This window comes from Pseudomonas sp. GM48 (assembly GCF_000282335.1).
Classification (GTDB): Bacteria; Pseudomonadota; Gammaproteobacteria; order Pseudomonadales; family Pseudomonadaceae; genus Aquipseudomonas.
Genome location: NZ_AKJM01000026.1, coordinates 1 through 10620 on the forward strand (window position 1 = coordinate 1; position 10620 = coordinate 10620).

The window sequence follows — 10620 nt, forward strand, 5'->3', positions numbered from 1 at the left end:
CCGGCGGCCGCCACGCCGAGCCGGCATAACCTGCCGGTACGCCACACGCGCATGATCGGCCGGCAGACGCTGGTCGATAGTCTGATGGTGCAACTGCCACGCCAGCGCTTTATCACCCTCGTCGGTCCCGGAGGCATCGGCAAAACCACCGTGGCCTTGCGGGTCGCCGAACAAATGATCGGTCGCTACCGGGACGGCATTCGCCTGCTGGACCTGGCCCCGATCAATTGCCCGCTGATGATCGACGGCCATCTGGCGACGTTGCTCGAACTGGCCCTGCACGACGACGAACCAATGGACTGCCTCGCAACCTTCCTGCGCGACAGGCAAATGCTGCTGGTCATCGACAACTGCGAACACCTGGTCGACGCCATTGCCCAGCTCTGCGAAAACATTCTGCGCAGTGCGCCGCACGTGCACATTCTCGCCACCAGCCGCGAGAGCCTGCGGGCCGAAGGGGAGTTCGTCCAGCGTCTGGAATCACTCGACTGCCCACCGCCCATCGCCGTCCTCGACCGCGCCCAGGCCATGACCTTTTCCGCCCTGCAACTGTTCGTCGAACGGGCCATGGCCAGCCACGACAGCTTTGAACTGACTGACGACGAGCTACCGCTGTTGATCGACATCTGCCACCAACTGGACGGTATTCCGCTGGCCATCGAACTGGCAGCGGCGCAAGTCGGCCACTTCGGGTTGCACGGTTTGCTGGCGCAGTTGCAAAGCAGCTTCCGGGTGCTGACTCAGCCCGGCCAGGCGCCCCTGGCACGCCATCAGACCCTGCGCGCGACACTGGACTGGAGCTTCGAACTGCTCAATGCCTGCGAAAAGACCTGCCTGCGCCGACTGAGTGTATTTCGCGGCGGCTTCACCCTGGAGTCGGCAGCGGCAGTGATTGTCGGTGAACACATCGAACCTCGCGAAGTATTCGGCTCGATCACCCAACTGGTCGCCAAGTCCCTGTTGAATGTGGAGGTGGGCGACGAAGACGTGTACTACCGCCTGCTCGACACCACCCGCCGTTACGCCCTGGAAAAACTCACACAAACCACCGACCTGCCAGGCACCCGGGAGCGCCATGCCGAGCGCTGCCTGGCCCTGATGCAACAGGCGCAGGACGACTGGGAGAAGACCCCGACCAGCCTGTGGATCGAGCGCTATGGCCGGGTCCTGGAGGACATCCGCGCGGCCCTCGACTGGGGTTTGCACGCGCAAGGGCCGCAGGCACTGGCGATACGCCTGGCCGCGACGTCCACTCCCCTGTGGCAGGAACTGTCACTGCTCAAGGAACACGGCGGTTATGTGCGCAAGGCGCTGGCCTTGCTCGACCAGTCACCCGAGCCTTGCCCGCGTTTGCAGATGGCCCTCACGCTGGCCCTGGGCAGCGCCTGTTATCACGTGCAGGGCGGTACCGCCGAAGCCGTTGGAGCCTTTGTCAGCGCTAGAGCCCTGGCCCGACAGTGCAACGATGTAGCCGGTCAATTGCGGGCGATTTCCGGGCACCTGGCAGTCAGCCTCATCTGCGGTCATTATCAAATGGCCCTGGAACAGAGTCGGCAGTTCGATCAACTGGGGCGGCATGACGACGCCCTGATGTCCCTGAGCATGCACCGATTGCGGGTGCCGGCCCTGCATTTTTCCGGCGATCAGTTACAGGCTCGGGAGGATGCCGAGCAAGTGCTGCAACGCATGGCCCACAGCGGTTACCTCAACCGATTCACTCACGGCTTTGGCGTGCAGTACGACCAGAGTGTCGCGGCACTGACCATTCAGGCGCGCATCCTCTGGTTGCAGGGCCAACCGGAACAAGCCTGGCGCACAGCCCGGCAGGCGCTGGACATCGCGTTGCAGATCAACCACGGCACATCAATCTGCTACACCCTGGCGCTCTCCGGCTGCCTGATCGCTTACTACAACGGCGACACCCGCAGCGCCCGCGAACTCCTGCGGCTGCTGCTGGAACAGGCGCAGAAACACTCGGCTCAACTGTTCTATAACTGGGCGCAACACTACGCGCAGGTGATCGGCGGCACCCAGGTCCCGCCCGCCAGGCAGCGAAGTGTCGGGTTGATCAAAGACATCATGGTCACGCTGGACTCGACCTGCATCGATGACGCCTTGCTCGAACGCGCAGAAAACGGTGCGTCAGGCTGGAGCACGGCGGAGATTCTGCGTGTCAGGGCCCAGACGCTGCTGGCAACGGATTGTCCGGTCAAAACCGCAACGGCAGAAGCCGTGTTGCTCAGGGCACTCAACGTGGCCAGGGCTCAGGGTGCGCTCGCCTGGGAATTGCGCAGCGCCACCTCGCTGGCGCAACTGTGGCAACGTCAGGGCCGCCACCAACAGGCGCATGGACTGTTGGCACCGATCTACCAGCGCTTCACCGAAGGTTTTGCCACGCCTGACCTGATGACGGTCCGCCGCTTACTTGGTGAGTTGCAATGCCACCTGCCGACCTGAAGTCCAGCGTGTCTGACTGATGTAGCCGGCATAACGCATTTCAAGGGCGCGCAAATCACCACTGAGTTCGAGTTTTTCCAGCGCGTAGGTGCGGGTGGTATTGAGGAAGCGATAACGGGTCACTGCGCCACCCTGCTCCAGGGACAGTAGCGACTTGAGTGCCAGGCTTTCCATCACCTTGACCAGCTTGGCGGGAGGTAGCCTGTCGCAGCTGATAACGCCAATCGCTGCGTCCTGGGTAAAGGCCATTTTGAACACGGCCAGACGCTGCAACACGGTTTGCTCCACGTCAGTCAACCGTTCGTAGCTCCAGTCCAGCGCAGCTTTGAGCGTCTGATGCCGGGGAGCAGCTGTGCGGCGGCCCTGGGTCAGCAGCTGAAAACAGTTATCGAGTTGCGCCTGCAACCCCACCAGCGCCAACGCATCGATTTGCGCCGCGGCCAGTTCAATCGCCAACGGCAGGCCGTCGAGGCGCCGGCAGATTTCGCGCACGGTCTTGAGGTCTTGCTCGCGCAAGGTGAACCCTTGCTGACGGGCTCGGGCACGGTTGACGAACAACTGCACCGCCGAATAGCCCATGACCTCGGCGACACTGCGCAGTCCTGACGCCGGCGGCACCGCCAGCGGTGGCAGGCGCAATACGGTTTCGCCCGTCGCCTTGAGCGGCTCGCGGCTGGTGGCGAGAATCGACAGCCGCGGCATCGAATGCAGCAGTGTCTCGACTAACGTCTGGCAGCGTTCGAGCAGGTGCTCGCAATTGTCCAGCACCAACAAGGCATGCCGCTGCGCCAGCACTTCCAATGTGGTGCCGATCTTCAATTCGAGGGTTCGTGTGAGGTGATCGGTCACTTGCGCCGGATCATCGATCACCGCCAGGTCCACCAGCCAAACGCCGTGCCGATAGTGCTGCAACAACAGTTCGGCCACGTGCAGCGCCACAGTGGTCTTGCCGATCCCGCAAGGCCCTACCACGGTCATGAATCGCCGCACCGGCAATTGTCGCACCAGGCTGCCGACAACAGCATCGCGCCCGGTGATCGGCGTGAGCCGCGCCGGCAAGTTGTGCAGGGGCTTGTGCGCGGTCTCGCTCGGGAACGATACAGGCTTCGGCGAATGCCGCACCGGGGCGACAAAACTATAGCCGCGCTGGGGAATGTTGACGATGTAGCACTGGCCGTTCTGCCCGTCGCCCAAGGCACGACGCAACGCGGCGATGTGCACCCGCAGGTTGATCTCTTCGACCACCGAGCGCGGCCAGACCTGCGCAATCAACTCCTCCTTGCTGACCACTGAGCCCGCGTGCTCGACCAGTACCTGCAACACATCAAGGGCGCGGCCGCCCAGGCGCAGCGGTCGATCGCCCTCCAACACCAGTCGCTGACTGAGGTGGAAGGCATAGGGACCAAATCTCAACACCACTTCGCTGCTTACATCTCTGAGGCTGTTCATGCGCTGTCACCCGCTGGAAGCCTGGCTCGGTACGCGAGTCCATCCCAGGCTCCGCACCTTCCTTGTAATGAGTTCACTGGTATCTTGGCAGGCCTCGGTGACGGTACAACTGCCACGGGGGGAGCGTCACGGCCATTGCGGTGCGCACAACGGACACACGCGCTAGCTGAACTGCTCGCGGTATTGAGTCGGGGTCAGGCCAAGCTTTTCACCGAATAGAAAACGCATGTGCCGCACGCTGCCAAAGCCACTTTTGAATGCCACAGTCTTGAGCGGCAACTCGGTGGTTTCCAGCAGGTTCCTGGCGCAATCGATGCGTGCGCTTTGCAGAAACTCCATCGGCGTCATGTTCACGTCCCGGGCGAATACCCTGGCGAAGTGCCGCGGGCTCATGTTGGCCAGGCTCGCCATGCACTCGATGCTGTAGGGTTCGTCGAGGTGTTCGAGCACATGGTTTTGCACACGGGTAATCGCGGTTTCCTGAGGCGCCACCGCCGCCATCAGCGGGCTGAACTGCGCCTGCCCGCCCTGGCGTTTCATGACCACCAGCAACACCTTGGCCACGTCTTGGGCGACTTTTTTGCCATGGTCCTGTGCCACCACCGACAGCGCCAGGTCGATCCCGGCAGTCACCCCGCCGGAGGTGATCAGGTTGCGGTCCTGGACAAAGATCTGGTCGGTCTCGACGGTCGCTTTCGGAAAGCCCTTGATCAGCCGCTCGGTGTAGTGCCAGTGGGTGGTGACGCGATAGCCATCGAGCAAACCCGCATGCCCCAGCACGAACGCCCCGGTGCAGATCGAGCCATAAGCGGCGGACCGGCTGACGTTGTGCCTGAGCCAGGCGAGCAATGGCGGATGCCTTTCGTTGTAGGCTCCGGGGCCACCGGGCACCAGCAGCAAATCGAAACCTTCGCAGGCCTGATCGATGTGCCGGTCGGCGTGCACACTCACGCCATTGGACGCCCGCAGCGCGCCGGGCTCGGTGCCGATGGTCGTCAGCACATAATGATCGTCGGGTTTCAAATAACGATTGGCGATGGAAAACACTTCCATGGGCCCGGCCATGTCGAGCAGGAGAAAGTCGGGAAAAAGCACCATTGCCACGGTTTTCATGGATTGCAATTCACTGGGATCAATAGGGTCGGCAAACCAATCCTTGTGGGAGCGGGCTTGCTCGCGAAGGCAGTGTGTCATTCACCATCATGTAGCCTGACACGACGCCTTCGCGAGCAAGCCCGCTCCCACAGGATTCTTGCCGTGCATTATGGCTAAGTACGGCGCAAAGGTCGGAAAAGAATAGCCGATTTACGCGCACCATCTGTCAACCTGAAGGAGACAGTATTTCAATTTTCATCTACTTATTGCACCAGCGGATAAACATTAACCTTCTCCTCAGTCGGACGAATTCACGTCCCCACAGGAGATTTCATCATGCTGACTCTTCGCAAAGCCTCGGATCGTGGCCTGGCCAATCACGGCTGGTTGAAGTCGTTCCATACCTTTTCCTTCGCCAACTATCGCAACCCGAAAGAGCAGGGTTTTTCTGACCTGTTGGTGATCAACGATGACCGCGTCGCCGCCGGTAAAGGCTTCGGCCAGCACCCGCACCGCGACATGGAGATTTTCTCCTACGTACTTGAAGGCGCCCTGGAACACAAGGACACCCTGGGCACCGGTTCGGTGATCCGCCCCGGCGACGTACAGTTGATGAGCGCAGGTAGCGGCGTGGCCCACAGTGAGTTCAACCACTCCAGCACCCGGCCGGTGCACTTTCTGCAAATCTGGATCGTGCCCGATGTCAGCGGCGCCAAACCGCGCTATCAGCAAGAGCACTTCAGCCCCCAGAAGAAACGCGGGCGCCTGCAACTTATCATCTCGCCGGACGGTGCCAAGGGTTCGCTGAAGGTGCGCCAGGATGCACGGGTCTATGCCGGCCTGATCGACGGCAAGGAAAGCGCCACCCTGGAACTCGCCGCCAACCGCTACGCCTATGTGCACGTGGCCCGGGGCAGCGTTGAACTCAACGGATTGTTGTTGCAGGAAGGCGACGGTGTGCGAGTCCGCGAAGAACAGGCGCTGACCTTGAGCAACGGTGTCGATGCCGAAGTATTGGTATTCGACCTGCGCCCACAGGAACTGCCGGAAATGCCATAACCCATCCCTGTGGGAGCGAGCTTGCTCGCTCCCACAGGTTATTCGCCGGTCCCGGCGATCCCCCAACGACAAGAGAGTCCTGCGTGTGGACTGATACCACGCCAGCATCGGGAGGCAGCAATTTGTAACCGTTGCACCTCAACGATGGTCGGAAAAATCTCCTGATACACGACTTCATCTGTTAAAACCCGTGCTTCACGTTCTGTTGGGCCGATCAATGTCTGCTCCCCTCCTCGCTAACTTGCGCCGACGCTGGCTGTCGTGGCTGTGCATGGCTGTGCTGGTAGCCGGCTTGCCGGTAAGTTGTGGGGCGCTCAAATATAAAGAGCGCGAGCTGCTGTTCCGCATCGAACCAGGCACGGCAGGCTGGTATCGCGGCCTGCCGCAAGATGTTCAGGAGTTCGATATCAAGCCCGCCAGCTACAAGGCCGGGCAAAACCTGCATGCCTGGTGGTGGCCAGCCGCCCGCCGCGATGCGCCGTCTATCCTCTACCTGCATGGAGTGCGCTGGAACCTTACTGGCCAGGCGTTTCGCATCGAGCAATTACGGGCCATGGGCTATTCAGTGCTGGCCATCGACTACCGCGGCTTCGGTCAGAGCAAAGGGGATTTGCCCTCGGAAGCCAGTGTCTACGAAGACGCACATGTCGCCTGGGAGCGCTTTACCGCGATGCAACCGGACGCCAACAAGCGTCTGATCTACGGGCATTCGCTGGGCGGTGCAGTGGCCATCAACCTCGCGGCAGACCTGGCCGCACAGGCGAAAAAACAGCATGTCGCGGTACCGGTGCGCGGTCTGGTTATCGAGTCTTCCTTCACGTCGTTGGGCGATGCGGTCGCGGAAGTGGCCGACAACAACCTTCCCGTGAACTGGCTGCCAGTGCGCTGGCTGTTGTCACAGAAGTTCGACTCCATCGACAAGATCGTCGATATCGACATGCCGCTGCTGGTGGTCCACGGCCTGTCCGACCCGTTCATGCCTTCACGATTCAGCCAGCAATTATTCAATGCCGCCCAGGAACCCAAACACCTGCTATTGGTACCCGGCGGTACACACAACAACAGCATGAGCCTGGGAGGAAACCAGTATCGCCAGGCACTTGATGCCTTGCTCAAGGCAAGACCCCATCAATTGGCCGGACCGTCGGTGGTTCAGGGGTCGCAGGGTTCCTGAAGGGTGGCGATCTGTTCCCCCTGATAACGGGCCCGATAGCGCCCCGGACTTTCCCCGGTCCACTTCTTGAACGCCCGATGGAAGGCGCTGGGTTCCTGGAAACCCAGTTGCTCGGCGATATCGCTGATGCTCGCGTCGCTCTGACGCAATTGCTCAAAGGCCACGCCCCGCCGTACTTCGTCCTTGATCTCCTGGTACGAGCAACCTTCACGCTCCAGTTTGCGGCGGAAAGTGCTGGGGCTCAGGTGCTGCTCCAGGGCAAAGGCCTGCAACGTCGGCCACTCACTGTAATGACTGCCGCGCAAGCGCTGATGAACCTGTGATGCCAGGCCGTGCTGGTTACGGAAGCGGATCACCAGCCATTGCGGCGCGGTACGCAAAAACACTTTCAGCGACGCCAGATCCTGAACCACCGGCAAGCGCAGGTAGTGGCTGGCAAATTCGATTTCGGTGCGCTCGGCACCAAAGGTCAGGTTGGGCCCCCAGAGCAGGCGATCGTCGCCAAGCGACAAGCGCGCATGGCGGAAGTCCGCACGGTCGATGGGAATGCGCCGGCCACCCAGCCAGCACAGCAGACTGATCATCAACACCAGAAAGGTTTCTTCACCAAACCGGCTGGCATCATTGTCTGTCGAACGGGTTTCCAGGCTGATGACCGCACGCTTGCCACGCACCGCCAGCGAGCCGCGAAAGTCGCGCAGGAACAACCCGAAGTTGGCCAGGCACTGACGCATGGCCTTGTGCAAATCGGGCTCCTGAATCAAGGCCCGGCAAATCAGGGCGAAACTGCCCGGTGGCATGCCATGGGAATCGAGCCCGAAAAACTCATCGTCGAGCTCGCGGATCTGGATCAACCACAACGCCGCAAACGCATTGGCCGGCACCCGCGCCGTGGGTTGTTGCATGACCGCAGGATCAATGCCCGCCTGTTCAAGCACTGCCGTCACGCGCTGCGGATCATCCCTCAGCCCATGGATCATTGCCTGCACGAAATAGGCGGCAACCGAGTCCTTTTCCCGCATTGGTACGCTTCTCTCTCATCACCCGAATGGCAAAAAACATCAGTGCCGTTGAACAGTTTTGGCATAGGACAACCGCCCTGCCGGCTCTAGACTCGCGGCAATAGTACGCCTTCGGCCGCACTCGCGGCCAAGGTATCGCAGGGTTTGATCGAAGGATGGGAACATGAATCTGCAAAACATCGGGGTAATCGGTGCGGGCACCATGGGCAATGGCATTGCACAAGTCTGCGCCATGGCCGGTTTCAACGTGACCTTGCTCGATATTTCCGAAAGCGCTTTGCAAAAGGCCGTCGCTACGGTCGGTAAAAACCTTGACCGGCAGATCGCCAAGGAAACCCTGACGCCGGAGCAGAAACAGGCCACCCTCGATAAAATCCGCACCAGCACCGATTACAGCAGCCTGCATAACGCGCAACTGGTCATCGAAGCGGCCACTGAAAATCTCGACCTGAAACTGCGTGTGCTGCAACAGATTGCCGCGCAGGTCAGCAGCGAATGCGTCATTGCCTCCAATACCTCGTCGCTGTCGATCACCCAGCTCGCCGCCAGTGTCAGCCAGCCCGAGCGCTTCATTGGCCTGCATTTTTTCAACCCGGTTCCGGTGATGGGCCTGATCGAAGTCATCCGCGGCCTGCAAACCAGTGACACGACCCACAAACTGGCGCTGGACATGGCGACCACCCTCGGCAAAACCGCGATCACCGCCGGTAACCGTCCGGGCTTCGTGGTCAACCGGATTCTGGTACCGATGATCAACGAAGCGATCCTGGTGTTCCAGGAAGGCCTGGCCAGCGCCGAAGACATCGACGCCGGCATGCGCCTGGGCTGCAATCAGCCGATCGGCCCATTGGCCCTGGCGGACCTGATTGGTCTGGATACATTGTTGTCGATCCTTGAAGCCTTCTATGACGGCTTCAACGACAGCAAATACCGCCCGGCGCCACTGCTCAAGGAAATGGTCGCTGCCGGTTACCTGGGGCGCAAAACGGGGCGCGGCTTCCATGCCTATGCCTGAGCGTTGCTCGCGCTTTGCCGAGTACCGGGACAAGGTCCTGGAGCTGTTTGCCTGCAAGGGGTTCGGCCAGGTCGGCATGCGTGAGCTCGCAACGTGCCTGGGGCTCTCCCCAGGCTCGCTGTACCACCATTACCCCAGCAAACAGCATCTGCTGCTCGACCTGATCGAGGAGTTCTACGAGGAGCTGTTGGCCGCCCTGGGGCGTATCCAGCAAAAAACTCCGGGCAAGCGCGACAAACTCAACAGCCTGATCCGCGCCCATCTGAATCTGCATCGGGAGATGCCCTGGCATTTCCGACTGGTGGAGCGCGACAGCGGTTGCCTGAACGAAGAGCAACAGGTTCGGGTCCGGCAATTGCGCGAGCAATACGAACGCACGCTACTGAAGATGCTGGGCGCGAAGTCCCGTTTCAGCGAGCAAGGCCTGCTGGCCGCCGGGCATGCCATTGGCGCGCTGCTCAACAGTGCGCCCAGCTGGCTGACGCCCCATGTGCTGGACGAGCAGGAACGTGAAGAGCTGCTCGAGAGCATGGTCAGCGGCGCCATCGAACGTGTGCTTGCGCCACGGCGTGTGCCGGAGGCGATAAGCCTCGCGCGTCCTATCGAAAAAACATCTAAAGAAACCCAGGCTTCGACGACGATTTAGCGCTTTGCTTGTCGGCTCGACACAATCGGAATTCGCCGACAAACCCGGCGTCCAAACCGATGTGTGTACTTGAGCACCTGGAGCCGACGATGAAAATCAATCCCTACCTTATCTTCAACGGTGACTGCAAAGCAGCCTTCACGTTCTATGCGCAATGCCTGAAAGGCCAGAACGAAGCCATGTTGACCTTCGGTGAAACCCCTGCCGCTGAACACGTCCCCAAAAATCTGCACAACCTGATCATCCATACCCGCCTGGTGGTTGGCGATCAGGTAATCATGGGGTCGGACACTACACCTGATCGCCCCGTCGATAAAATGAGTGCCTGTTCGATTTCACTCAACGTCGACAGCATTGCCGAGGCCGAACGGGTCTTCAAGGCACTGGCAGACGGTGGCGCCGTGCAAATGCCACTGGAAACCACATTCTGGGCCGCACGCTTCGGCATGCTGGTCGACCGCTTTGGCGTGTCGTGGATGGTTAACTGCGAAAAAGATCAGTGAAAGACCTCAGTCGATCGACAGTCTTCAAGGCACAAAAAAGCCCAACCTGAAAAGGTTGGGCGTTCTGGCAACTCCCGGCCTGTCTGCTACCGTCAACCAGCCACATCCTCTATGCCGGCTAATGAGGTCCGCATGATAGCCACGCGCCGAGCTATTGCATAGAAATCCAGTAGCCGTAACTTTTCTGTGGGCAAAACAAA

General features: G+C 60.6%; 9 protein-coding genes. 6 read left to right on the top strand and 3 right to left on the bottom strand.

Annotation, left to right across the window (positions count from 1 at the left end; all coding sequences use genetic code 11):
- Positions 1 to 2457 (top strand): ATP-binding protein (locus PMI28_RS25345; protein ID WP_007982464.1); only part of this gene is annotated, 2457 nt, incomplete at its 5' end.
- Here the strand turns inward: PMI28_RS25345 and PMI28_RS25340 are convergent.
- Complete coding sequence (locus tag PMI28_RS25340; RefSeq protein ID WP_007982466.1) at positions 2422 to 3906, bottom strand: ATP-binding protein; 1485 nt, start codon at positions 3904 to 3906, stop codon at positions 2422 to 2424. The genes PMI28_RS25345 and PMI28_RS25340 overlap by 36 nt on opposite strands.
- A 162-nt stretch (positions 3907 to 4068) precedes the next feature.
- Complete coding sequence (locus tag PMI28_RS25335) at positions 4069 to 5019, bottom strand: GlxA family transcriptional regulator (RefSeq protein WP_007982467.1); 951 nt, start codon at positions 5017 to 5019, stop codon at positions 4069 to 4071.
- 318 nt (positions 5020 to 5337) lie between these two features.
- Between PMI28_RS25335 and PMI28_RS25330 the strand changes: the two genes are divergently transcribed.
- On the top strand, positions 5338 to 6060 hold the full coding sequence (locus PMI28_RS25330) for a pirin family protein (RefSeq protein ID WP_007982469.1): 723 nt from the start codon (positions 5338 to 5340) through the stop codon (positions 6058 to 6060).
- A gap of 217 nt (positions 6061 to 6277) precedes the next feature.
- Complete coding sequence (locus PMI28_RS25325) at positions 6278 to 7234, top strand: alpha/beta hydrolase (RefSeq protein ID WP_007982471.1); 957 nt, start codon at positions 6278 to 6280, stop codon at positions 7232 to 7234.
- On the opposite strand, the gene PMI28_RS25320 is transcribed toward PMI28_RS25325, so the two are convergent.
- Complete coding sequence (locus PMI28_RS25320) at positions 7213 to 8256, bottom strand: AraC family transcriptional regulator (RefSeq protein ID WP_007982473.1); 1044 nt, start codon at positions 8254 to 8256, stop codon at positions 7213 to 7215. The two genes, PMI28_RS25325 and PMI28_RS25320, sit on opposite strands and share 22 nt — an antisense overlap.
- Positions 8257 to 8419: 163 nt before the next feature.
- Between PMI28_RS25320 and PMI28_RS25315 the strand changes: the two genes are divergently transcribed.
- From PMI28_RS25315 to PMI28_RS25305, 3 genes are all read left to right on the top strand, one after another.
- Positions 8420 to 9271: a 3-hydroxybutyryl-CoA dehydrogenase gene (locus PMI28_RS25315; protein ID WP_007982475.1), complete on the top strand. Its 852-nt coding sequence runs from the start codon at positions 8420 to 8422 to the stop codon at positions 9269 to 9271.
- A complete protein-coding gene (locus tag PMI28_RS25310) occupies positions 9258 to 9917 on the top strand; it encodes a TetR/AcrR family transcriptional regulator (protein ID WP_007982477.1) in 660 nt (219 codons plus the stop codon). The genes PMI28_RS25315 and PMI28_RS25310 overlap by 14 nt, the downstream gene beginning before the upstream one ends.
- A gap of 89 nt (positions 9918 to 10006) precedes the next feature.
- A complete protein-coding gene (locus tag PMI28_RS25305) occupies positions 10007 to 10420 on the top strand; it encodes a VOC family protein (RefSeq protein WP_007982479.1) in 414 nt (137 codons plus the stop codon).
- Positions 10421 to 10620: the final 200 nt, after the last annotated feature.